Origin of the sequence: Emergencia timonensis, from assembly GCF_900086585.1 — a bacterium.
Classification (GTDB): domain Bacteria; phylum Bacillota; class Clostridia; order Peptostreptococcales; family Anaerovoracaceae; genus Senimuribacter; species Senimuribacter timonensis.
Genome location: NZ_FLKM01000008.1, coordinates 1455624 through 1479129, shown reverse-complemented (window position 1 = coordinate 1479129; position 23506 = coordinate 1455624). Strand labels below are relative to the sequence as shown.

General features: G+C 45.0%; 19 protein-coding genes and 1 CRISPR repeat array. Of the genes, 2 read left to right on the top strand and 17 right to left on the bottom strand.

The genetic code is table 11. The features are described from left to right. Window positions 1-97 precede the first annotated feature (97 nt). The gene (locus BN6539_RS08065; protein WP_067536269.1) at window positions 98-1465 is read left to right on the top strand and encodes an MATE family efflux transporter; all 1368 of its coding nucleotides are present in this window, start codon (window positions 98-100) and stop codon (window positions 1463-1465) included. Between the two features lie 54 nt (window positions 1466-1519). Further along, window positions 1520-2146, top strand: a complete 627-nt coding sequence (locus BN6539_RS08060; RefSeq protein ID WP_067536266.1) for a phosphoribosyltransferase family protein — start codon at window positions 1520-1522, stop codon at window positions 2144-2146. A 106-nt stretch (window positions 2147-2252) separates the two neighbouring features. Here the strand turns inward: BN6539_RS08060 and BN6539_RS08055 are convergent, their stop codons facing one another. From BN6539_RS08055 to cas5c, 17 genes are all read right to left on the bottom strand, one after another. After that, entirely contained in the window at window positions 2253-3530 is a 1278-nt protein-coding gene (locus BN6539_RS08055; protein ID WP_334292978.1) for an MATE family efflux transporter, read from the bottom strand. A gap of 114 nt (window positions 3531-3644) precedes the next feature. After that, the gene (locus BN6539_RS08050) at window positions 3645-4094 is read right to left on the bottom strand and encodes a MarR family winged helix-turn-helix transcriptional regulator (RefSeq protein ID WP_067536260.1); all 450 of its coding nucleotides are present in this window, start codon (window positions 4092-4094) and stop codon (window positions 3645-3647) included. Window positions 4095-4964: 870 nt separating this feature from the next. Beyond that, complete coding sequence (locus BN6539_RS08040; RefSeq protein ID WP_067536254.1) at window positions 4965-6152, bottom strand: M20 family metallopeptidase; 1188 nt, start codon at window positions 6150-6152, stop codon at window positions 4965-4967. Between the two features lie 10 nt (window positions 6153-6162). Beyond that, window positions 6163-7683 (bottom strand): AbgT family transporter, encoded by a 1521-nt coding sequence (locus tag BN6539_RS08035; RefSeq protein ID WP_067536250.1) that lies wholly within the window; start codon window positions 7681-7683, stop codon window positions 6163-6165. Between the two features lie 156 nt (window positions 7684-7839). Further along, window positions 7840-8652, bottom strand: coding sequence for a hypothetical protein (locus BN6539_RS08030; RefSeq protein WP_067536247.1), 813 nt, complete (start codon window positions 8650-8652; stop codon window positions 7840-7842). 459 nt (window positions 8653-9111) lie between these two features. Next, window positions 9112-10506 (bottom strand): L,D-transpeptidase family protein, encoded by a 1395-nt coding sequence (locus tag BN6539_RS08025; RefSeq protein ID WP_067536245.1) that lies wholly within the window; start codon window positions 10504-10506, stop codon window positions 9112-9114. Window positions 10507-10567: 61 nt separating this feature from the next. Further along, on the bottom strand, window positions 10568-11599 hold the full coding sequence (gene mutY / locus BN6539_RS08020; protein WP_067536242.1) for an A/G-specific adenine glycosylase: 1032 nt from the start codon (window positions 11597-11599) through the stop codon (window positions 10568-10570). After that, window positions 11599-12522 carry a SufB/SufD family protein gene (locus tag BN6539_RS08015; protein WP_067536241.1) on the bottom strand — a complete coding sequence of 308 codons (924 nt, stop codon included), beginning with the start codon at window positions 12520-12522 and terminating at the stop codon, window positions 11599-11601. The genes mutY and BN6539_RS08015 overlap by 1 nt, the downstream gene beginning before the upstream one ends. A 2-nt stretch (window positions 12523-12524) precedes the next feature. Then, complete coding sequence (locus BN6539_RS08010; RefSeq protein ID WP_067536238.1) at window positions 12525-13247, bottom strand: ATP-binding cassette domain-containing protein; 723 nt, start codon at window positions 13245-13247, stop codon at window positions 12525-12527. A gap of 242 nt (window positions 13248-13489) precedes the next feature. Beyond that, entirely contained in the window at window positions 13490-14761 is a 1272-nt protein-coding gene (locus BN6539_RS08005; protein ID WP_067536235.1) for an MFS transporter, read from the bottom strand. 10 nt (window positions 14762-14771) lie between these two features. Further along, window positions 14772-15194 carry a hypothetical protein gene (locus tag BN6539_RS08000; protein WP_067536232.1) on the bottom strand — a complete coding sequence of 141 codons (423 nt, stop codon included), beginning with the start codon at window positions 15192-15194 and terminating at the stop codon, window positions 14772-14774. 607 nt (window positions 15195-15801) lie between these two features. Continuing rightward, window positions 15802-17882: a CRISPR direct-repeat array (repeat unit 33 nt; unit sequence ATTTCAATCCACGCACTCCATGCGGAGTGCGAC). Between the two features lie 165 nt (window positions 17883-18047). After that, window positions 18048-18338, bottom strand: coding sequence for a CRISPR-associated endonuclease Cas2 (cas2, locus tag BN6539_RS07995; protein ID WP_067536228.1), 291 nt, complete (start codon window positions 18336-18338; stop codon window positions 18048-18050). A 10-nt stretch (window positions 18339-18348) separates the two neighbouring features. Beyond that, window positions 18349-19380 carry a type I-C CRISPR-associated endonuclease Cas1c gene (gene cas1c / locus BN6539_RS07990; RefSeq protein WP_067536226.1) on the bottom strand — a complete coding sequence of 344 codons (1032 nt, stop codon included), beginning with the start codon at window positions 19378-19380 and terminating at the stop codon, window positions 18349-18351. Then, entirely contained in the window at window positions 19377-20048 is a 672-nt protein-coding gene (gene cas4 / locus BN6539_RS07985) for a CRISPR-associated protein Cas4 (protein WP_067536223.1), read from the bottom strand. The genes cas1c and cas4 overlap by 4 nt, the downstream gene beginning before the upstream one ends. A gap of 1 nt (window position 20049) precedes the next feature. Then, window positions 20050-20898, bottom strand: coding sequence for a type I-C CRISPR-associated protein Cas7/Csd2 (gene cas7c, locus BN6539_RS07980; protein ID WP_067536220.1), 849 nt, complete (start codon window positions 20896-20898; stop codon window positions 20050-20052). Between the two features lie 2 nt (window positions 20899-20900). Next, window positions 20901-22760: a type I-C CRISPR-associated protein Cas8c/Csd1 gene (gene cas8c / locus BN6539_RS07975; protein WP_067536217.1), complete on the bottom strand. Its 1860-nt coding sequence runs from the start codon at window positions 22758-22760 to the stop codon at window positions 20901-20903. Then, window positions 22744-23493 carry a type I-C CRISPR-associated protein Cas5c gene (gene cas5c, locus BN6539_RS07970; RefSeq protein ID WP_067536214.1) on the bottom strand — a complete coding sequence of 250 codons (750 nt, stop codon included), beginning with the start codon at window positions 23491-23493 and terminating at the stop codon, window positions 22744-22746. Before cas5c ends, cas8c begins: the two co-directional genes overlap by 17 nt. Window positions 23494-23506 lie beyond the last annotated feature (13 nt).

Here is a 23506-nt window from a genome sequence, read left to right as displayed (position 1 = left end):
TGAAGCAGGACATAAAGAGTCCTCGATTTGCTTTTCCTACATGAGAAGTGATATAATATATGGCTGCAAGATAAAACTGTTTTGAAGGGAGATGGGTATGTTGAAAGCAAAACAGATAGATTTTTCCGGCGGTCAGGTTCGTCAAAATATCGTCGCTGCCGCATCACCTATGCTGGCAGCGCAGATCTTGAATCTCTTATATAATATCATCGATCGGATTTACATCGGTAAAATTCCGGGAGAAGGTACGGTCGCCTTGGCAGGCCTGGGGCTTTGTTTTCCGATCATCACAATGATAGCAGCCTTTTCTAACCTCTTCGGCATTGGGGGCGCACCCCTTTGCAGTATCGCCATGGGACGAAAAGATACTGCTGAGGCCAAAAAAATCATTATAAACGCTTATTTCATGCTGCTGGGGACAGGTATCCTGCTGACAATCCTCGGCATCACCTTTCAGCGGCCCCTGCTCTACCTGTTCGGAGCCAGCGGTGAAACTTATCCTTACGCCGCCGGCTACATGACCATCTATCTTCTGGGGACCGTATTTGTCATGACTTCGCTGGGACTTAACCCGTATATTAACAGCCAGGGTTTTGCCAAAATCGGCATGCTGACCGTACTTCTGGGCGCGGTCAGCAATATCGTCCTCGATCCCGTCTTTATCTTTGTCTTCCGCCTAGGTGTCAAAGGGGCTGCCATTGCCACGGTCCTCTCTCAGTTTCTTTCCGCTGCCTGGGTACTGCGGTTTCTTACGAAAAAGGCTGAACTAAAGCTGGATTTTAGAGGATTTCGTGCGGATTTTGCCTGTATCAGAAAAATATCTTTCCTGGGCACGGCCAGTTTCATGATGTCTTTTACCGACAGTCTGGTACAAGTCGCCTGTAATGCCATGCTGCAGTCCTTTGGCGGCGACATCTATATCGGCGTTATGACCGTCATCAATTCTATCCGTCAAATTGCCCAAACGCCAGTAGGCGCACTAACTGACGGTGCTGCACCAGTGATCAGCTATAACTATGGTGCAAAGAAATATGACAAGGTACGAGAGGCTGTCAAATTTATGACCCGATCTGGTTTTTTCTATACTATGATCGTCTGGGGTCTGCTTTTTCTTTTTCCCCAGTTTTTCATTCATATCTTTACTCAGGAAACAGATCTTGTCAAGGCAGCTATCCCCTCAATGCATATCTACTTCTTCGGTTTCGTCATGATGGCTTTCCAGTTTGCAGGTCAGGCCACCTTTAAATCTCTCAATCGAGCTGGTTACGCTGTATTCTTCTCCATCCTCAGAAAGGCGATAATCGTGGCACCGCTGACCTTTTTGCTGCCTCACATTGCCGGTCTGGGAGTCAAAGGCGTGTTCCTGGCAGAACCGATTTCTAATCTATTAGGCGGACTCGCCTGTTATATCACCATGCGTCTCACGGTCATGAAAGAACTCAATGACCCATTGCCGAAAAGATGAAAATATGGTAGAATAATCCCGAAACAAATTCATTCACGTTAGAAAGGATTCAACATGCGATACCATCCCCCACATTTTGATTTTGAAATCTGCGGAGTCAAGAGGCAGCTGCCTTTTGTAAAGATTAAAGACAATATGGCCTTAGCCAGCTTCTGCATCGTGTCAGACACGGAATTAGTACAAGCTGTAGCGCCAAAATTAGCCGAAAAGTTACCGGAAGTCGATATTTTGCTGACGGCAGAAGCCAAGGGCATCATCCTCACCTATGAGATGAGCCGTCTGCTCGGCAAAGAATTTGTCGTAGCCCGCAAGACCAAGAAGCCTTACATGCAGAACGTTTTAGAAGCAGTCGTCTATTCCATCACAACCCAGAAGAAACAAACTCTGTATTTAGACGGCTGTGATGTGGAGAAGATCAAAGGAAAACGCGTTGCCATCATCGACGATGTCATCGCAACTGGAGAATCTCTCAATGCTTTGGAAAAGCTGGCAGAAGAGGCTGGTGCAAAAGTGGTCGCTCGTGCCGCAGTTCTGGCGGAGTTGGACTCTGTTTACCGAGAGGACATCATTTTCCTCAAAGAACATTATGTGTTCACCCCTAATGAGGACGGCACTTTTACACCGATTGAATGCGAAACCAAAAAACGCCTCAGAGAAGCAGCAGAAGCAGAAAACAACTGACAAAAACATACGAAGAGGATGTCTGTAGTTAGCCGTAATTCGACTGCAGAGACATCCTCTTTTCTTTTGCGCGGTTATCTGGTTTATATCAAATGCCGCTCTTCATTCAGCTGTACTGATATTTATCTTTGTTCTTAACCAAGAAGGTCGTCGTCACCAATAACGCCAGCATCTCCGCGGCCACAACAGCAAACCAAACGCCGTCGATACCGAAAACTGCCGGCAAAAGCAGGATAGCAGTTACCTGGAAGATCAGCGTTCTTAAAAAAGAAATGGCCGCCGATACGACACCGTTGTTCAGTGCTGTAAAAAAGGCCGAACCCCACACGTTGACACCGATGACTAAAAAAGCGATGGCATAAATTCGAAAGCCGTGGCTGGTCATATTGAACATGTCCTGATCATAGCTGGCAAAGATTTTAATCAATGGAACGTTTAAGATTTCTGCCAGCAGTGTCAAAACAATACCTGTTGAAATCACCAGTTTTATACTCTTTCGGAAGACGTTTTTCAACTCATCGTGGTTGCCTGCGCCATATTGGTAGGCAACGATTGGACCTGTACCGATAGAATATCCAAAGAAAATGGCCATGAAGATAAAGTTCACATACATGATGATGCCATAGGCCGCAACGCCATCCTCTCCCGCCAGCCTCATCAGCTGGAAATTGTACAATACGCCTACGATGGAGAGAGAAAGATTGGTCACCATCTCCGATGAGCCGTTAGTGAACGCCTTTAACAATATTCTGCCGTTGAAGGTCGTCTTCGTTAACTGCAGGAGGCTGTCGTTCTTTCTAAGAAAGTAGATCATTGGAATCACACCGCCGAGAAATTCTCCTGCGGCAGTTGCCCATGCAGCCCCTGCGATGCCCCATTTCAGCACGACGATAAATATAAAGTCCAAGATGACATTGGTAATTCCCGCTAGCAGGGACACCTTCAGGCTCAGAGAAGGCTTTTCTGCAGCAATAAAGAAGTTTTGAAAGATGTTCATCAAAATAAAAGCCGGCATTGAGACAAACAAAATCCTGCCATAGACGATGCAGTTTTCCAGCAATTCTCCACTGGCGCCCAGCATAACAGAAATCGGCTTGATAAAGATAAAGCCCAAAATCGACAATGTCACCGAAATGCCGATTGCCGTGTAAATCAATAGGGAAAAATATTCATTGGCCTTATCCGGCTTCCCCTCCCCCAAAGTCTTTGATACGATGGCGCTTCCTCCTGTGCCAATCATAAAGCCGATGGCTGCCACACCCATGGCGATGGGCATGATTAAATTTACCGCAGCAAAGGGCGTCTTGCCCACGAAATTTGAAACAAAAAATCCGTCCACGATGCTATATAACGAGGTGCAAATCATCATCAGAATCGGTGATATTACAAAGCGGAGCAGCCGTTTATAAGTAAAATGATCTGATAGCTGTATTCTCTTTTTTTCTCCATTTCCCTTCTCCTTTTATGTGTCAGCGCCTTTGTCGCAGACGCTTGACATCTATTTTAATATCTGTTCAATTTCTCTGTGAAATAATTCCAAATGGCTTTTGGTCAGTCTCAGGAATTCTTCTCCGTCTTCTTCGCCTAACTTGAGAAAGCTGTTTCTCTCTGCTTCGATCAGCGGCGAAATAATCTCTGCCACAAGGGCTTTGCCAGAGGCAGTCAAAACAATCTGCTTATTCTTGCGATTGCCCGGTAACGGTCTCAGCTCTATAATTTCCTGTTCCACCAGCTTTTTCAGAGCGGAGTTGACGGTCTGGCGACTGTAAGACCAATCCTCACAAAGTTCCTTCTGCGTATAAACGGACTGACTTTCCTCTACGCTGTAGAGAATCCAAAAAGCCGTATCTGAAAGTCCGCTTTTTCGCGCATAGAGATGATAGAGGCCGTCTAGTTCTTTACTAAACTGATTGTATAATATCATTTTTCCTGTTATTTTATCTTCCATTCACTTCACCTTTCAATAATCCGATTTCGGACAAAAATCATTATAATCCGATTTCGGATTATTGTCAACACTTAATTTTTTTACGTTGTGGCGCTCTGATTCAAAAATGATGATGTCTTAAGTAAGCGAACTCGCGTAACCGGCTCACTGTCAAAAGGCTTCAAGGGGGTATATCTGATTCCGGTTACTTTTTTATCAATTTCTCCACCGCAAAGACGTCCACAATCCACAAAAGCAACCGGGAGCAGCATATTCGTAAATTCTTCAGGGAATCGCATCATAGGAGATGATGGACACTTTCAAAGTTGCATCACATGCTTCAATAAGCTTCTCCACGACAGATGCATGAAGATAAAATAGCGCGCCTTCACTTTTCAAAAAAGCAGGGCGTGACGGCATAAAATGCTGTTTAAGCGTGCATTTCCGCCTTCATTTTTGATTTTTATGAATTTATCTGCATGACTCCCTTTGCAAATGCCCTTGATATCAGCCAGATTCGTCGCCTTTGCGCAGGCAGGACGCCGGAATTCAAAAATGAAGGCGGATTGGTTTACAATAATCAAAAAATGTGCCGATAACAAGCAAAAAAATGAAAATGAAGGCGGAAGATGGTTTCATCCCTTTGCCGTGGAAAATATCCGGGGGGGTCTTCAAAAATCCCATGCGAATATAGCAGATTGTCTCTTTGGAGGTGGTTAATATCAGAAAGGTTAGATTGACAATGAATGAACAGAATCCTGGGACAATTTCATGAAACACGTCCATACAATCCCATCGCTCAGCAAATAGAATCTGCTGAGCGCAAAGAAAAAGATGTCTCACCTGTGGAGATTTCCTCTCACAGTTGAAACATCTTCTGCGGTTTCTATATTATTTACGTGTTGCTTCAAATTCTTTCCAAGCCTGTTCACGAAGCTCTGGATTGACCAGATATTCGCAGGCTACGACGCTCATGCCCTTGGCGGCCAGCATCATGCCGTCAAAGCCCAGCTGGGAGCCTGCCGCTTCCCGGAAGCCTGGGGTATGGCAGATGATTTCTTCCGGACCCATCTTGAAGTATGAGCCCAAGGTTGGGCACACATAAGTGATATCGCCCACATCCCAAGCGAAGTTTCTGGAATCCGCCTGCACATAAGGCGCTCCAATGCTGTCAAGATACTCTGCCAGCACCATACCCAGCTGGTGATTGGATTTGGTATCCCTCATCGGATTCTTAACGGCTTCCATCTCGTATTCACAGCCTGTGACCAGGGCGGCGGCCTGCACAGAATGCTCTAAATTGGTCAATACTCTCTTCAAATGTTCCGAAGTATCAGAACGAACACTGAACTGCAGTTCACAGTTGTCCGGAATGGTATTGGCGGCAAGTCCGCCGTCAGTGACGATGGAGTTGACCACGTCGCAAGGTCTGTTCTGCTGGCGGATGGCGTTCATATTATTGATACAGAGCATTCCAGCAGTCAGAGCGTTTTTGCCGTGTACTTGATCGCCGCCTGCATGGATTGCCACACCTTTGAACTTTATTTTTATCATAGTGGCTGCGACCAGAGAACGTTCAATTACCGTTTCACCTTCACCGTGAGCGGTGAACACGGCATCCACATCGTCAAAGTAACCTTTTTCTACAAAAACAACTTTAGCACCGTAGTTTGGTACTGTCCCCTCTTCTGCCGGCGTGCCCAGAACGCGGACTTCCCCGCCCAGTTCTTCCTGGAGCTGCGAAAGTACGATGCCCGCGCCGACTGCTGAACAACAGAACAGATTGTGCCCGCAGGCATGTCCAATCTGCGGCAAAGCGTCATATTCAGCTACGAAGGCGATGACAGGACCCGGCTTGCCAGACTTCTTCACGGCAGAAAAGGCTGTCTCCATCTCGCAAACGCCCTTTTCTACTGTAAAGCCATTGTCTTCCAGCATTTCTGTCAGAAGCTTTGAGGCTGTGTATTCCTGATGACCGATTTCCGGATTCTCCCAGATCGTGCGGCTCATGGCAGTCAAAGCGTCTCGTCTGCTCTCTAATTCTTTTGTTAAAGTCTCAATATATTTCTCTGCTAACATTTCTAACTCCTTACATCAAGATGCTGCTTCCCGGTCCCAATGGCAGGTTCAGCTTGTACCAGATCAAAATCAAGATGATCCAGCTGATTGCAAAGGATATTACCAACGGAAGCATGGTTGCAATAATGGAACCAAGGCCTGACTTTCTGTCGTACTTCAGCGCGGTCATGATGATAAACGGCATGAACGGCTCAAGAGGTGAAACAGCATTGGTTACGGAATCCGCGATACGGAAAGCCGCCTGTGTAAAGGCCGGAGTGAAACCCAGCTTCATGAACATCGGTACAAAGATCGGCGCCATCAGCGCCCATTTTGCCGACGCACTGCCAATCATGAAGTTGATCAGCATAGTGATACAGATAAAGCCTACAATCAGAGGCGCTCCGGTCAGACTGCTTCCGCTGAGGAATTCAGATCCCTTTACGGATAAGTATAACCCTAAATTGGATTGGGCAAACGCTTTGACGAATTGACCTGCAAAGAAGCAGAGCACGACAAAGCCTGCCAGTCCAGCCATGGATTTCCCCCAAAGCTGTACGACGTCAGCCGACTTTTGAATCACCTTGGTCTTGATGCCATAGGCAAGTCCAGCGACCAGGAAAAAGATGGTCAGGATTGGCACCATGCTGCTGAAAAACGGTGAATCAATAATTGCGCCATCTTCTCCTCTGAGAATGCCGTTTGTCGGCACGATGGTAATTGCCAGGACAGCCAGATATACCAGTACTGCGATGCCGGCCCACTTCATGCCGGATTTTTCTTCTGCTGTTACGTCAGCCAGGGTGGTATCTTCTGTCTCAATCGCACCGGGTTCCCCTTCTTCGCGTTTGTATTCGCCAAGTCTCGGTTCGATGATTTTCTCTACTACGAAAGTTCCCACGATGGTCAGCATGATAGTAGAAGCTGCCATGAAGTACCAGTTCACTGTAGGGTTTACTGTATAATTCGGATCATATATCTGCGCAGCGGATTCTGTAATACCAGAGAGCAGAATATCGGTCTGCGTAACCATCAGGTTGGCAGAAAGCCCTGCTGCAACGCCGGCAAACCCGGTGGCAAGTCCTGCAATTGGATGACGATCCATCCCTCTGAAAATCATGGCGCCCAGTGGCGGTATGATGACGAAGGTTGCTGATCCGGCCAGACTGCCCATGATGCCTACCAGCAGGACGATGGCTGTGACCAAAAACTTGGGCGCCCCTGCGATGCTGGATTTGATGACAGTTTTTACAAGGCCAGTCTCCTCCGCAATACCGATGCCCAACATGGCTACCAAAGTTACGCCAAGGGGACTGAAGGTTACAAAATTCTCGACCATGGATTGTAAGAACCAGACCAGGCCGTCTTTGCTCATCAGGTTGCTGATGTGCTGTTCTTCGCCGGTGTTTGGATGTGGAAACTCTATACTGGAACATAGAGCTGACACGACAAACACGACGGCAGTCAAAATAATGAAGATGTAGACGGGATGAGGAAGGCTGTTGCCAAATTTCTCAATTCCGTTCCAAATTCGGTTTTGCTTTTGTTTCATTCGTTACTCCTACCTTTACTACTTTTTAGTTCTTTCTATAACTAGTTCACTTTCGACACATAGAATATAATATATGAATGTGTTTTACTATGTCAATGGCAGTTTTACTTTTTGCACAAAAAAGACTGGATTTCTTTTCATCCAGTCTCTAAATTGCTAATCTAATACCGACTTTAAGTACGCTCTGATCGTTCCGTCACTCCATAAGTTCCAACCCAGGAAAATGGTAGTGTAGACTTTCTCTCCCTTTTCTGTCTTTTCCATGACGTCTGCCGCCACCGAAATATTTCCATAGTCCATATTGCTGCCAGTATTTACGGAGATATCTGTCGATTCCCCTTCATATAACTCCAAAGGACGTCTAATGCTGATTTCTTTTAGCGGCGTTTCGTTGAAAGTAATATCTGTAAAATATTGCTCGGCATCCTTTACCCTAAATTTCAAGCCTGTAATCTTTACATCTCTTTCTGCCGGTTCTAAACTGATATAACTCTCGCCCATTTCGCTGCCGCCGCTTTCATCGACCATATCGGAATCAAAATCATCTGAGGATATGACAATCGACCCCACGTCCTCAATGCTTTCGCTTCCATCGTCCCAAGTGATATTTACCTTGTTGAAGGCAATATCCTCTGGCAAATTTCCCTCGTCATCAGTCCGGTTGCTGTTTATGCCCAGATGGACTGTTATCAGGGTGTATTTCTCGTCCTCCTGATACTCCTCGTTGTCATAGACCTTGCAGGTCACTCCCTTTGGTCCGTCGACAATGGAAACCTTGGAAATTTCTTTGTCCCAGTTGTAGTCTTGTATATAGGACAAATCCACATTCATCTCGTCAGTGTAAATGAGTTCCTTGACAAAGACCGGTTTCTTCAGATCCGGTCCTTCTACCGTTCTGATCGAGCCACAACCTGTCACGGTAAACATAAAGACGACAATCAATACTAATGCGATAAACTTTTTTCTCATATTCCCTCTCCCCTTGTCCTTTTGTATATATTGATTATAACATGAATCTTCCTTTAAATTTATAATTGAAATTCATGTTTCAATAGTTCCTACCGCTCGACAACGTCGTAAGATCGTGGAACTATTATAACATGTGCATTCCTTTGAACATAGCATCGAAGCACATGTTTCAATGAACGCTTCCTTGCGACGACGTCGTAAGATCGATGCGTTTATTATAACATGAATCTTCCTTTGAGAATAGAATTGAAATTCATGATTCAATAGTTCCTACCGCTCGACAACGTCGTAAGATCGTGGAACTATTATAACATGTGCATTCCTTTGAACATAACATCTAAGCACATGTTTCAATGAACGCTTCCTTGCGGCAAAGCCGTATGATCGATGCGTTCATTATAATCAAGAAAGCCATATTATGCAAATAAATTATTGTGAAATGCATATCCCCTCATTCTGTCAATGAACAACCACTGGGTATCCAGCCGTGATCCTCGCATACAGGATGGCGGCAGAGTTGCTGGGCATATTGACACAGCCATGTGAACCGCTGGTACGGTAGATGTCTCCTCCAAAATCTCCCCGCCAGGACGCATCGTGCATGCCGTAGTCCTGATAAAAAGGCATCCAGTATTTTACAGGCGAGTTATAAGCTGTGCCGTCGCTGTTCCGTCCCCGCAGATTAACGCCTTCTGCCTTATAGACCAGATAGTAGACACCTTTTGGCGTCGCATAACCGCCGGCCAGACTTCCGGTGACAATGGGGCTTTCTATCACGACACGGCCTTTTTGATAGAGCCACAGATGCTGATTGGAAATGTCGATTTCTACGTAGCTGGAGCCGATATCGTTGGTACCGCCGCCAGTATAATATGGTATCTGGCTGTATATCGGTTTTCTGCTTACATCCTTTTCACTTTTTAAATCTTTGATCAGCGCCTGACATTCCTTCTTTTGATCGATGAGATAACCATAACTGCCGCCTGTTACACTTATCGTTCCTTTATATGTAGACTGAAACTTTCTGGCAGTTCCCAGGGTGTCGTAGGTGATGGCCAGATGAGAAACAAATTTCTCAACTGCTTTTTCGTCCACCTGCCGTTTTCCCTCTTTAATAGTAATCATAGATTTCAGCTCCGCCGGCGTCACCGTATAACCTTTATTGTAAAAGCGATAAGTAATGATCTGGGAATAATTCTTTTCGCAATATGCCTTGTAATCATTCAGAGCCGGATCTGTACTGTAAATCTTGGGCTGCTGATAATAGTCAGACGCGTTGTATTCTAAAGTAAAATTGCCAGCGGCGATGGCTTTCAAAACCGCTCTTTTAAATCTGCTCTTGTCGATATTGTCCCCCTGCACTTCTTTGACAATTTCGAACTTTCGATTGGACAAGTCGACGTGGGCGTCTTTGGTCTTAACCGTGCTCTTTCGATTAAGAAAATCCATCTCCTCTATTTGTTTCCTAAAGTGATCATTCTCTGCCGCCACTGTCATTGTGATTGAAATCACTTCTTTCTTTTTCGTCACATAGTGAAAAACACGTTTAAACAGCGGCTCGTTCATCGCTCGTTTCAGCTGCTGATCTATAGCATAAGTCAGATTGAGATCCTGTATCTCGCCAAGGGTCTCACCGTTTTTCATAATCTTAAAATTATGTCCATTCCAACGCTCTGTCAAAGTTTCCTTCGCCTCCGTCAACGTCATGTTGGAACAATTGACGCCGTTGATTATCGTGTGGTCGAGAAAATATTGACTGCTGTATTCATTTATTTTATTTATCTGCCAAAAACTGCAGGCCAGCAATAGAATTGCGCCTGCAGTAATGAACATGATTCTTTGTTTTTTTGTCATAACGGACTCCCATTAAATCAATTTGTGCAGAACATTTGTCTATTCTATGTCTATGCACAAGTCAAATGAAATATCCAAATGCGGAGGGCAGAGGAATCTCCTCTGCCATTTCTTTTTGGTTTGCCCATTGAAAATCCTCATTTTCGCTGTCGCAGGAAAAATAATAGCCTGTCATCTCCCACTCCACATGGGTAAAGATGTGTTTGTATTCTGCTTTTCGCTGCAAATCCCGCGGTCGGCAGCCCCAATCTTCCACTTGTTTTACAGCCTGCTCAGCCGTCAGTTCCTGGTCTACATTTGGGAATTCGTATAAGCCAGCCAAAAGGCCTTTTTTATCGCGTTTCCGGACTGCGATTTTATCACCGCATTGCAGGATAAAAACAATCTTTTTGATCTTCTTGCGTTCTTTTTTGCTGCTCTTGACAGGAAGCTGGCTGATCGTACCATTTGCCCGCGCTTTGCAGTAGCCACTGACCGGACAGGCGTGACACTTTGGCTGCCCATTGGGTACGCAAATCAAAGCACCCAGCTCAATGAGCCCCTGGGTAAAATCGCCGCAGTTCTCTTTGGGATAAAGAGCCTGCAGATAAGCTGCCATTCGCTTTTTCATGGCGGCGTTTTTGATGTCCTCGTAATCTTCACAGAGTCGACTCATCACTCTTAGTACGTTGCCGTCCACTGCAGCAACCTTTCTGTCAAAGCAGATAGAGGCAATGGCTCCAGCCGTATAATCGCCGATGCCTGGCAGGGCTTTAATATCTTCGTAGGTTTTAGGGAAAACCCCGCCGAAATCCTGCTCAATCACGGTGGCAGCCTTGTGCATATTGCGGATGCGATTGTAATAACCCAAGCCCTGCCAAAGTTTCAGAAGAGTCTGTTCATCAGCCTGCGCCAAGTCTTTGACAGCAGGCAGTTCGTTCATAAAACGAATGTAATAGTCCCGCACCGCCTCTACCCTGGTCTGCTGCAGCATAATCTCTGAAACCCAAACGTGATAAGGGTTCTTGTCTATGCGCCAGGGCAGGTCTCTTTTATTTTCTGCATACCAGTCTGTCATCACTTTGGTAAAAGTCAAATCCAATTCTTTTGTCATTATCCCTTTAAGAACCCTTCTATGATCTTTTTCTCCGCTTCCTCTTCTGTCAGCCCTAGGGTACGCAGCTTGAGAATCTGTTCGCCGGCCACCTTGCCGATGGCGGCCTCATGAATCAGCGAAGCGTCCAAATGTCCTGCGTAAAGTTCCGGCGCCGCATTGACTCTGCCTTTTCCTACGAGGATAGCGTCGCATTCGGAGTGACCGCTGCAGCGGTTATTGCCTTTGATGCGGGAATGGTATTCCTGATAGGAATTGCCTTTGGCGACGGATCTGGATATCAGATCTACCGCACAATCTTCTCCGTTCATATCTACGTCAAAATCAGTCATGGCGTATTCATCGCCGTCGGTCATAATGCTTTCGTGTATCAGCAGCTTCGCTCGATCGGCGAGACTGCCGCCGGTGGTTCGGGTCGAGTGGTCCACGCCGCCCAGCTGAATGGTATTCATCTCCAGAACTGCATCTTCCGCCAGCTCCACATGAGTCACCGGATCGATTTTTTTCTGGCCGCTGCCCTCTCCAGTTCCCAGATGTTTTTCTTCGTAAAGTACATGGGCGCCTTTTTCCAGATAAAACCTATGTATTCCGTTGTGAACCGCTTCTCCTTCATCATCAGTGTGTACGCCGCAGCCTGCAATGATGGTCACATCAGCATCTTCCCCTACATGAAAATCGTTGTACACCAAATCGCTGACGCTGCCCCTCGTCACACATGCCGGGATAAAGACCTTTTCCCCCTTCGTGCCTGCTTTGATGTAGATATCCAATCCGCTGCCGTCTTTTTTTCCCTCTATCAAAATATTATCGGTGGACTGTCTGCCTGCACAGCCTCCATTTTCACGTATGTTAAAGGCGCCGGTATAACCGCCGTCTACGTATTCTGATACTGCCTTTAATAGATCTACTGTCAATTTATCCATGATTACCACTCCTTTCCCATCGGGCATGATCCTGATTTTTCGCCCTCCATGAGCTGCGGCATGATTTCTTTTCCTGGCCCTGCAATGCGCACTTTTCCGTCTACAATAACTGCGATTTCGTCTGCGATTTCCAGAAGTCTTTCCTGGTGCGAAATGACTAGAAGAGACTTATCTTTTTCCTTTTTTAACTCTTCGAAGGTATCGATGAGACCGGAAAAACTCCACAAGTCGATACCTGCTTCCGGTTCGTCAAAGATCAAAAGCCTGCTGTTCTTTCTGGCCAAAACTGATGCAATCTCGATACGTTTGATCTCGCCGCCTGACAGGCTGGCGTTGACCTCCCTGTCGATATAGTCCTTTGTACAAAGCCCGACTTTCGCCAGGATGCTACAGACATTTTCTTCGTTGATGGTTCCGCCTGCTGCCAGTTCCAAAAGGTCTCTAACGGCAACGCCCTTAAATCTTACTGGCTGCTGAAACGCGTAGCTGACGCCCAGCTGTGCTCTCTCTGTGATATCTTTATCTGTTATATCTATATCGTCCAGCAAAATGGTCCCCTCAGTGACTGCATTGAGACCTGCAATCACTTTTGCCAGGGAAGTTTTCCCTCCTCCATTTGGTCCCGTCACCACGGTCAGCTTTCCGGCAGGAATCTTTAGATCGATTCCTTTTAAAACTGCTTCGCCATCTTCCGGCTTCCAGCATACATTGTTCAATGTGAGCATACTATTCCTCCTCAGTTCCTCTCCTGATTTTGTTGGTAACCCTCCCTTGACGTATCTGGTTTAGTAATTGAATATAGCTGCTCAACCGCATAGCATTCCAACCAGTCCTGCCCAATCGAGGATATAAAAGTTCCCTCCACGAGGCAGTTTTCCGCTGACCCATGGATGGAACTAGTAAATTTTGATAATTTGCTGTATGATATATACCATTTTTAGGAGAATCTAAACCACATTGAAAAGGATTACTTTGTTCTAAAAGCAGGACATCCTGCAGAGGTGCATCGTTTTTTCCACCCCAGCGCAATACAGAACGCCGCCAGAAGGAGCAGAACAATCATACCAATCAAGACCATCGTATAATTTTTGGTCAAATCATAGATAAAGCCATAGACCGGAATGAGTATAATTGAGGCCAGCGGTGCGCCCATGGAGACTTTGGCATAGATTTTCTCATAGTCCTTTTTCCCATAGAACGTAATTGTCAGAATCGGCGCCAGAACCATGATTCCTGATGTCACCAGGCCGTGAATAAAGGTCAGCAGTCCAAAGATGAAGAAACTATGACCGCTGATTAAAAAGCCAACTACTGTAATCAAGCCCAGACCGATGATGCCAAAGCAGGTCTTCAGACTGCCGATGCGGTCACAGATTACACCAATAGCCACAGAACCGATGGCGTTCCCAACGGATGCGAAGGCCAGCGCCCGACCGGTCTCTTCTATGGTCAATCCTCTCGTTCCCCCAAAGGTCGGAATGTGCTGCGTGAATACACCGACTCCGGTAATGGCAATCATAAAGAATAGAAGCAGGAAAAAGGATGCGGAATGGATTGCTTCTTTCTCGGAAATTTCGATTGCAGCCTGATTACTGACTTTCACTTCGGCACCAGTACTGCCATCTTCAATCTCCGCTCCATAGGGCAGCAAGCCTTTGTCTTCCGGTTTATTCCTCAAAAGCAATATTGCCGCAGCAATGACGACGACGAAAGTCAGTCCGCCGATTATGAAATAGGAATATCTCCAGCCATCGGCAGCGATGAGCACCGACGTAAACGGCTGCAGCACTGCGCCAAAAAGTCCAACAAACGCCATCTGAATACCCAGCATCAGGCCTGCATTTTTGGTAAACCAACGGTTAATTAAAATCGGACCCAGCAGACTGACTAGAATGGATGCACCCATAGCGCCAGGAACGGCCAAAAGATACCAGGCGTAAACATGATGCATCAAACCCATAGCCGCAAAGGACAAAGCCTGTAGAACAGCTCCGATTACGGCCATAATGCGTATGTCGTATTTATTGATTAACTTGCCTGCCGTAGGCAGCCATAATACCATGACGATGGACGTAATGCTAAGATAAATTGATAAGCTGCCGATTCCAACTCCGATGTCTGCCGCTACTGGAGCTAAAAACAGCCCCGAGGTCATGTTGATACCGCCGCCTGCAAATCCTCGTATTAAAATGATACCAGCCAATACCAGCCAGCAATAATGGAATCCCGTTTTTTTCATATTGATGCCTCTACTCTGATTTGATGACGTCTTTGCCCATCTCTGTCAAAGCCCTGGACGGCAGATCACCAAAGTCCACATTAGGATTCTGTGCTTTTGCTACGGCTTCACCTAAACGCACTAATTCTCCTGAAAGCATGTTTCCCAAATCCCTGGATTTGATATTACCCATATCAACCTGCGGACTGCTTTGTAATGTCTCGAATTCCTGTAAGCCTGCCTGATTCTGCTTGTTCTGCAGCATTTCAAATAGACCTGCTGGAATATCACTGTTCTGCAATTGTGCTAATTTTGACTGATTGTTTTGCGCTATCCCCGCATTGCCCGGCTGCTTGAAATCACCCTGCAGCGCCGGAATCCCTTCTGTTTTCGGTTCCTGTAAATCTGAAACGCCTGCAGTGACGACGTTTTCTGTTATTCCTTGTATCTTCAAAATACATACCTCCATAATTTTAATAATAAAATTTGATTATCTCGCTTGTACAAGGGGAACAATACGTATACCATGCACCTCTCATACATAAAACAATACAATTTTGATCGTAATGATAAAATTGAACTAATAGGCACGCTTATTGACATTCGTCTGCATTTCATTTAGATAATTGCAGAAAAAGTTTGCCCAATACGACAATTGAACAGCTCAAGCCTGTCATCAACCGTAAATGCCAAACAATCTACGCTGTCGAAATTTGTCGTATGGATAGTGTTTACAAAACATGAGGATTTCATGCGGAAGAGATAGAGGAAAGTCACTGGATATAGAAAAAGAATTGATCATAAAATCAATTCATCTTTAAAAAGATTTTTTAAAAACGCAAGAAAATCTGGTGAAAGGCGTGTCTATTTTGTTCCAACAGTTAGTTAATACCATGCCTTCTATTTCGTATTCTAATATAGCACAATATGGTGGTATGTATGCTTCTGCTCTGCGCAGAGTGTAGCAAAGGTGATTTGGTGCTGCTGTATAAACTGGATGATATTTCAATCCAAGCGGAGTGCGACACACAATCGTACCGTTTAAATATTGCTATACAAAAATTTTAATCCACGCACTCCATGCGGAGTGCGACTCCAGCGAATACTGCAAGTAAGCCTTTAACTACGGAAACATTTCAATCCACGCACTCCATGCGGAGTGCGACCCCACAGCTTTTCAAGCCAGCCTATTTCCGTAGTGGATTTCAATCCATGCACTCCATGCGGAGTGCGACCTACGAGTTCCCAAGATTCATTTTCAGATGCTTCGGATTTCAATCCACGCACTCCATGCGGAGTGCGACAGGGGAGGTGCCCCATCTGTATTAATGGACGGTTGGATTTCAATCCACGCACTCCATGCGGAGTGCGACATATATAGGTCTAAGTGCATTGTCACAGATTAGATTTCAATCCACGCACTCCATGCGGAGTGCGACAAAGCCTCAGTTCTTGAACTTACCAATTTTAATACCATTTCAATCCACGCACTCCATGCGGAGTGCGACCAAGGGAGAATTCCGCTGAAGCTGGACTATGGAGATTTCAATCCACGCACTCCATGCGGAGTGCGACATGCAGGAAGCTGGCAGGCACGCACAGTTGGAGCGATTTCAATCCACGCACTCCATGCGGAGTGCGACAATGATCCACGATAATGGAGGCGTTACATACTACAACATTTCAATCCACGCACTCCATGCGGAGTGCGACCCATCTACTACGGAGACATGAGCGGGCTGGCACTATTTCAATCCACGCACTCCATGCGGAGTGCGACTAGTCTGCGGATATGTCCAATATCTGTATAAGCAGGTATTTCAATCCACGCACTCCATGCGGAGTGCGACCCTCTCGTTGATGATATGCTAAAGAATAGACGTATTTCAATCCACGCACTCCATGCGGAGTGCGACATAAGTTTGATGCAGGATATTTTAACGATTTAAATATTTCAATCCACGCACTCCATGCGGAGTGCGACGTGCATTGTAAATTCCACTTTTTCTTCCTCAGAAATATTTCAATCCACGCACTCCATGCGGAGTGCGACCAGCGTGTAAAAAAGGCGGGAGCATTAGCCGTAATTTCAATCCACGCACTCCATGCGGAGTGCGACTATGAGGCACAAATCGAACAATTGCTGGAAGAAATGATTTCAATCCACGCACTCCATGCGGAGTGCGACCCAGGTAAAGGTAGACAACATAGAGTCCATGCTGCTTAAATTTCAATCCACGCACTCCATGCGGAGTGCGACTCAAAAGTTGGCGGCTACCGTCTGGGCACCAAAATTTCAATCCACGCACTCCATGCGGAGTGCGACCACTTGCAGCCGTTTCTTTTGATAAACCATCAATGATTTCAATCCACGCACTCCATGCGGAGTGCGACGATTAAATACCTGTTAAAGATTGAAAATGAGGTCATTTCAATCCACGCACTCCATGCGGAGTGCGACCATATCGGATTGGGTTGCGGTTTGGTAAAATCATGATTTCAATCCACGCACTCCATGCGGAGTGCGACACTTTTACCTCCTTCTTCTCATACGATGGCAACGCTATTTCAATCCACGCACTCCATGCGGAGTGCGACGTCAATGTCAAAGTGCCAAGCCCCATCAGCTTCATATTTCAATCCACGCACTCCATGCGGAGTGCGACGTAGTAAGGGCAGGAGCCTAAAAGGAGGGAAATTATATTTCAATCCACGCACTCCATGCGGAGTGCGACAAGACACATTTAATGAGTTTTTTAAGTGGGTTTTTATTTCAATCCACGCACTCCATGCGGAGTGCGACATCAATGATTGCAATGAGCGACGATTTAAACTCAATTTCAATCCACGCACTCCATGCGGAGTGCGACTAGATGTATGGTTATGGGCAGGTCAAAAAATATTGATTTCAATCCACGCACTCCATGCGGAGTGCGACATACTTTGTCTAATTGTCCTAATCAGTTTTGGTATTTCAATCCACGCACTCCATGCGGAGTGCGACTACTACACCTTTTAGGGTAGTTTCCAGTAATTGGGAATTTCAATCCACGCACTCCATGCGGAGTGCGACCATGACTTTTGATAAAAGTCTCGCTTTTGGAATCTGATTTCAATCCACGCACTCCATGCGGAGTGCGACTGCAAATTAACGCCAATCTCCTAAAGAAATTCCCATTAATTTGTATTACTTTTAGATTTGGACAAACCATATGTAACATATATTTCCACATATGGAATTAAACTTACAAGAATACAGGTGCGAAAGACCCAGGGATTTCATGTTCACTTGCCTTTCGCACCTAGGTTATACCATCAAAACGCCTTCTGCTTTATAACTTTCTTTAGCTCCATAATGTTCCACTTTTGTCTCGTAATTGTTTCCGAGATTATAAAACCTGAGGCTATCCTGCGTCTCATCAATAATTGACAAAAGCTTGTCTTTCAGCAGTAAGGCTTGTGATGCATCAAGTATGCACTCAAATACTGAGTTTTGCACTCTTTGACCATAGTTCACGCACTCCTTGGCAACTTTACGCAGCCTTTTCTTTCCGGCACCATCCTGCGTAGACACGTCATAGGTAATTAAGACTAACATAACCCCCTCCTTACTTCCACAAAAACGGCGGATAGCTCTCCAAATCGCCTCGAATTGTTCGTGCCAAAAGCATCGCCTGTACATATGGCACCAACCCCCAGGGGATCTTTTCATTGAGGAACGGATGCGTAATCGTTTCCTTTTTACGCTGGTGCCATGCTGCAAAAAACTGCTTTCTTCCTTCATCACTTAGCAAAACGGCACTATCACCTTGATAATCAAAATGCTCTCCTTTAATTATCTTTTTATTGATCAAAGTTAGAGCAAATCGGTCAGCCATGATACCACGCAGCTCTTCCATTAAATCTAATGACAGCGATTGTCTGCCCGGCCTGTCCCGATGCAAAAATCCAACATATGGATCGAGACCCACGCTTTCCAGCGCCGCTGCACATTCATTGCCAAGAACAGTGTATCCAAAAGAAAGCAGCGCATTGATGTTGTCCAGCGGTGGTCTCCGATTGCGTCCACGGAATACAAAATCCGATTTCTGATTGATAATCAACTCATCAAACACACAGAAATAGCGAGAGGCTAATTCACCCTCAATTCCTCTAAGGGTATCCAAATCTTCACAAGTTCTGATTTGTTCCAGACCCTCGTTCAATTCTTGGGAAACCTCTTTGATACGTTCCGCATCCACTCTCATTCCATTGTCTCGGATTGTACGTTCCAAACTCCATCTGCAATTAAAAACTTTCCCTAAGATCATGTTCCTCGCATATAGCACACTTCGATTCAAATCATCAGATATTCGATATTGCTCTTTTCGAAGCAGTACATTGCCATATGACCGCCCCGAAGCTCTCGCCAGAAATCGTCCTCTCGGAGAATAAAAGCTGAGATCAATTCCCTTCTCTGCACATGCACCCATCAAATAAGGCGAAGCACCTTTGTAAGAAAAGCTTACGATATTCTCCAAAGTATGTAACGGGAACCTGCCAACGGTCTCTTCATCACGCAGGATGACTATATTTTCTCCATCTAAAGCAAGGTAAACGTCCTCTGACATTACATAAAGCGTATTCAACAGTTTTCTCATTCTCCGCCACCCGTTCCAGTAAGCCTTTCCTTGATATATTCTTCCACGCTAAGCGTTTTGTTCAGTTTCGGCAGACAAAGGTCTTTTAGCGAACAGGATCGGCATTTTTTATTGGTCTTTACCTTTGGTGTATAACCTTTTTGATATAACCCGTGCATCTCGTGACAGATTTCTTTCACATGTAGCCGCAGTTCTTCATCAAATAGAACCTCAGTCCGCCGTTTATTTTCCCCGTAATATAAATAGCCTTTGGGGATTTCAGTCAGAAACATCTCCTCCAGGCACATGGCCTGGGCGCAAAGCTGAACCTCATCTTCACGCCCTTCTTTTTCTGTGCCGCGCTTGTACTCTACAGGCATCACATCCCAATTGCCATCGTACCCCGAAATCGTGATACCTGACTTCACTTGATGAAACTCCACAATATCACATTGGCCTGATACACCTAACTCTGCCGAGGCGATGCGAAGCCCTCTCATGATCAAAAGCTTGCCCCGCTTCTCCACAGATATTTCCTCATGAGCCCGTTTATGCATCAATTCACCGGCAGTGGTTCGGTAGTTCTCTGCCCACTGCTGCTCGATGTGAATCAAAGCCCACTGTCTGCGGCAGAATTCAAAGTGCTGGATGCCAGAAAGCATGAGATAGTCAGATTCGTTGTAAGCCATATTACATACCTTCTATAATTTCAGGTTCTAGCCCTTCTAAAGGTTCCAACTTAATTTCATAATCATTAATTGAAGTTGGTATCGACATCTCGTCCACCAGTTTAACTTCCAAAGAGCGGTGTACTTTTGCTGATGAATACTGTCCTATTTTATTATTGTGTTTCCACCAGTAAACACTTATCACTTCCATGCTGCCATCCGGTCGGGCTGAGGAAGCATCATTGATAAATAGCGAACGTAAGCACTGCTTCAGCAGATCCGCATCTTCCTCCGTAAATCCCGTTTTTTCGGCTAACTGCACATTAATAGAGCCTTTTATTTCATAGAGTCCAAAATTCACCCTGTGTTTCATCCCCATAGTATCTGCACCTTTTTTGTCACCAGATTCACTGTTAACGCTCTTCGTAATTTGCTGGCTGATGATTTCCACAGGAGTGATACTTTTCGCCTGATGTATGGATACGGGTCCACGAACGCCTACAGAAACACCTTCTTTTGGTCCCGCACCTTTGAATGCGAAAACTTGTCCAAAAGCTCTAACATCGTACCATGCTTCACAAGCTTTCTGTGCAAATTCATCCTTAGAGAGTTTTTCTGGCAAGCTTTTCTTAGCCCTGTCACTAAGACTGGTAAATCCATCGTCGCAACGCTCTTCTGACTGCACAAAAATTCTTTGCCCTTCATCCTGAAGACGATTACGCAATTTTCTTTTGATGCAGACATCGGAAATTTCTCCAAAGCCGTCATATGTACTTCTCGGTCTGTTGCCATTTAACGGATCACCGTTAGGATTTGCGTCTTTTACTGCAGCTAAAACGATAAAATCAATCTTGTTCTCTAAAATACTCATTTTTACTCCTCCTCAACTTTCTTCGCGTCATCATTCTTTTTTCGTAAATCTGCTCGTTCAGCCCAATAGCCGATCAGATATTTATAGCCAAGTTGCTTATTCTCCATATCCAGGGAAATCTTATTAGAAATCTCTTCGATTTCCTTTCTATAAAATTCCCTGGACTGAGGACTCAGCCTCTGAAAATACGGATTCAATGCATTCTCAATAATCAGCCTGGTAGAAGCAGGATGCTGCGCATAAACTGTCTGCAAGCGAATCGCATTAGGCTCTCTTTTCTCATCCTTTCCATATGTGCTTCTTTCCAGCTTCTCGTATACTGCCAAAAGTCTGCCATAGAGATAGTCCCGATCATTTATGTTTTTATCGACTTCCATGTTTATTCCCTCCTTATCGTTCTTATCATAATAGTACTTTGCAATCATTGCGCAAGCTATTGAAAGCAGTCGCTCTCTATTGCCAAAAGAGTATCCCAGTGGCTGACACGCACGATGGAAAATTGCTTCGACAAAATCATGTGGAATGCTTTGCTTATCAACAATACAGTGAAAAAGTCTTTGATACTGCATGATCATCAATTTATCACTAACCTTTACAAAGTCTCCCTGCTGAACGCCAAAGGTGTATTCCACCATTCTTTTAATGGTTGGCGTTTTAATCTCCTGTTTTGGATTTCCCGCTTGATCAAAGGTTGTGAATTGCCAGCAGCAGTGCTCATGCCAATCTCTAATTCGCTCAAAGTAATCATTAGCTAACAACTGATTGTAGTATACGATGGATAGCCGTCCCGTGGTTGCCGCTTCAAGAGCCATCAAAGCAACTTCATCTGTGTCATCAAATTGATCACGATATCCCTCGATAAGTTCTTGCAATTTTTGCTTATACTCCGGCATGGTCGATGGCCGATCATCTTCATCATCCGTCAAATAGCCTAATTCATCAATTTGTACGACTTTTTTCCCTTTGGTGTTCCAGCAAATATAAGTTCTCTTATCCTGCATACCTACAATATACCCTTGTATTTTTGCCAGCCATTTCAGAGCATTGTGTGCTTTCTGCGTTGCCTCGTAGCTGACGGCATATGCTTCTTCGCCTGTTCTAAAACGCCCTCTAAAAGTAAAGTCTGTATTGTCATTGGCAGAGACAAGTTTCGCACCGTAACTCGCCGGCAGAATCCCTTTCGGATGATTCTCAGATGTAACAGCCTGCTTTCCCGTCAGATAGCAGATATCCGACCTGCCATACTCCTTCCTCTGTTCCAGATAGTATGTCTGATATGCTTGAAAAAGCGATTTATCCTGCCAGCATTCTTCTGGCTGCCCTGATCCTAGAATACGAAAACGCACAATACATTTGTCGTAAGATCTCCCTGCAATTTTCTCTTTTGATAGCTGTCCAGTCTCATCAAGGACGATAATTCCAGCGCCAATCAGGTCTTTTATCATTGACTTTTTGGTCACATATTGATAGATGCCTTGGATTTTCTTACATGTGTAAGGTGATTGCTGCCATTTTTCTAAAGCTTTGATGTACTCCTCAAACCTTCCTTTACTAGATTCGACATCTTTTTTAACACTTATATACTCTACATAATCGCCAGCTACATAAGTCAGATTATCGCACAGCGGATGTGGGGCGATACCACTAGCTCTTCCCGCTGACTCATCCGTAACAGGTATAATAGTCTCTGCATCTCCTCTATCTGTTATTTGCCTTGCGCTATGAAATTCCCCCTGTATATCTACAGTAATTTCTATTTGAGAACTCGCTGTCATATGTGCAATTGGGCACAGATAGTTTTCTCTCTTGAAGTTAGCTATCTCGCCTTCATTTTGATCATAAGTATCATAGAGCATCTTCATCCAGGACACCGCACTCACCTCCTGTCACATCGACACTCACAAAATTGTCGTATTCCTCTCCAAAAGGTTTCATATCCATTTCCTTTATTTGACGATGCAGGCAGTCTTCTGGCCGGTCAAAATTGATGATTCCATTGCGCATGACAGCATGCCAAAGCCTAACGGATAATTTCCCTTTCGTTTCTTCCGAATATGCCTCATCGGCATAGGTTATGCCATGATACATCATGCCAAAATCCAACTCTGTTGTTTCATCATAAGCACTCCTGTCCTCACCAAATCGGCATGGCTCTACATACCCTTGGCATTCACGGGTACCTAGATAGATGTCACGACGCCCTCCTCTTTCAATCATCCTCTTTGCTATCATGTGGTGTTTATTTTCATTTCGATCATTTGCAAGTTCAGGTCTGTTCTCATTCCAAATAAAATGAGCCTTTACTTGATAACAGCAATCTTTCAGGTATGTATAATATGAAAGATCATTTTTATTGCTACTGTATTTAATAGGCCTGATTCCCTTAGACTCTGTTTGAATTTGATTCATAACTCGAACAGAATCGATAATCCAAATGATTGTCGGTTTCCAGTAGATGCTGTGCATAATACCTTTCAGCGCCTCATAAGTAGGTACTTGATAGGTAAACTTTTCTCCCCCAACCCGATTTACAGGATCGGAGAAAAGTGCATATTCTCCCGTAACCTTAAATTCCACAAAATTATCATGGATCATATAACTCCTCCTT

Coding starts and splice junctions, on each gene's coding strand:
- BN6539_RS08065 (WP_067536269.1), top strand. CDS start 98: ATGTTGAAAGCAAAACAGATAGATTTTTCCGGCGGTCAGGTTCGTCAA.
- BN6539_RS08060 (WP_067536266.1), top strand. CDS start 1,520: ATGCGATACCATCCCCCACATTTTGATTTTGAAATCTGCGGAGTCAAG.
- BN6539_RS08050 (WP_067536260.1), bottom strand. CDS start 4,094: ATGGAAGATAAAATAACAGGAAAAATGATATTATACAATCAGTTTAGT.
- BN6539_RS08040 (WP_067536254.1), bottom strand. CDS start 6,152: ATGTTAGCAGAGAAATATATTGAGACTTTAACAAAAGAATTAGAGAGC.
- BN6539_RS08035 (WP_067536250.1), bottom strand. CDS start 7,683: ATGAAACAAAAGCAAAACCGAATTTGGAACGGAATTGAGAAATTTGGC.
- BN6539_RS08030 (WP_067536247.1), bottom strand. CDS start 8,652: ATGAGAAAAAAGTTTATCGCATTAGTATTGATTGTCGTCTTTATGTTT.
- BN6539_RS08025 (WP_067536245.1), bottom strand. CDS start 10,506: ATGACAAAAAAACAAAGAATCATGTTCATTACTGCAGGCGCAATTCTA.
- mutY (WP_067536242.1), bottom strand. CDS start 11,599: ATGACAAAAGAATTGGATTTGACTTTTACCAAAGTGATGACAGACTGG.
- BN6539_RS08015 (WP_067536241.1), bottom strand. CDS start 12,522: ATGGATAAATTGACAGTAGATCTATTAAAGGCAGTATCAGAATACGTA.
- BN6539_RS08010 (WP_067536238.1), bottom strand. CDS start 13,247: ATGCTCACATTGAACAATGTATGCTGGAAGCCGGAAGATGGCGAAGCA.
- BN6539_RS08005 (WP_067536235.1), bottom strand. CDS start 14,761: ATGAAAAAAACGGGATTCCATTATTGCTGGCTGGTATTGGCTGGTATC.
- cas2 (WP_067536228.1), bottom strand. CDS start 18,338: ATGTTAGTCTTAATTACCTATGACGTGTCTACGCAGGATGGTGCCGGA.
- cas1c (WP_067536226.1), bottom strand. CDS start 19,380: ATGAGAAAACTGTTGAATACGCTTTATGTAATGTCAGAGGACGTTTAC.
- cas4 (WP_067536223.1), bottom strand. CDS start 20,048: ATGGCTTACAACGAATCTGACTATCTCATGCTTTCTGGCATCCAGCAC.
- cas7c (WP_067536220.1), bottom strand. CDS start 20,898: ATGAGTATTTTAGAGAACAAGATTGATTTTATCGTTTTAGCTGCAGTA.
- cas8c (WP_067536217.1), bottom strand. CDS start 22,760: ATGAAGATGCTCTATGATACTTATGATCAAAATGAAGGCGAGATAGCT.
- cas5c (WP_067536214.1), bottom strand. CDS start 23,493: ATGATCCATGATAATTTTGTGGAATTTAAGGTTACGGGAGAATATGCA.